Here is a 321-nt window from a genome sequence, read left to right on the forward strand (position 1 = left end):
ATGATGCAGGCTTTTGGCAACAGTTTATGGTTGTCGATTTGGTCGAGCATTGTTGGCTTAGCGATTGCGACTCTGCTCGTTTCTTCACTGCGCCGCGTTGATTCTAAAATCCGCGATGCGGTGATTGCTTTCACCAACATGAGCAGTAATTTTTCTGGCGTTCCGTTGTCTTTCGCTTTCATCATCATCCTTGGGACCAACGGTGCGATTACCTTGTTGCTCAAGCAGTATGGATTACTAGGTGATTTCGACCTGTACGGTAAATGGGGCTTGCTGGCGATTTACATCTACTTCCAGATCCCATTGGCGGTGTTGTTGCTG

At 47.7% G+C, this 321-nt stretch carries 1 pseudogene; it reads left to right on the forward strand.

Features of this window, described 5'->3' with window-relative positions:
- Positions 1-321, forward strand: a pseudogene (locus tag AB4486_RS23175) (ABC transporter permease); the annotation flags it as partial.

This window comes from Vibrio sp. 10N.222.55.C6, from assembly GCF_041473395.1.
In the GTDB taxonomy this organism is placed as follows: domain Bacteria; phylum Pseudomonadota; class Gammaproteobacteria; order Enterobacterales; family Vibrionaceae; genus Vibrio; species Vibrio crassostreae_C.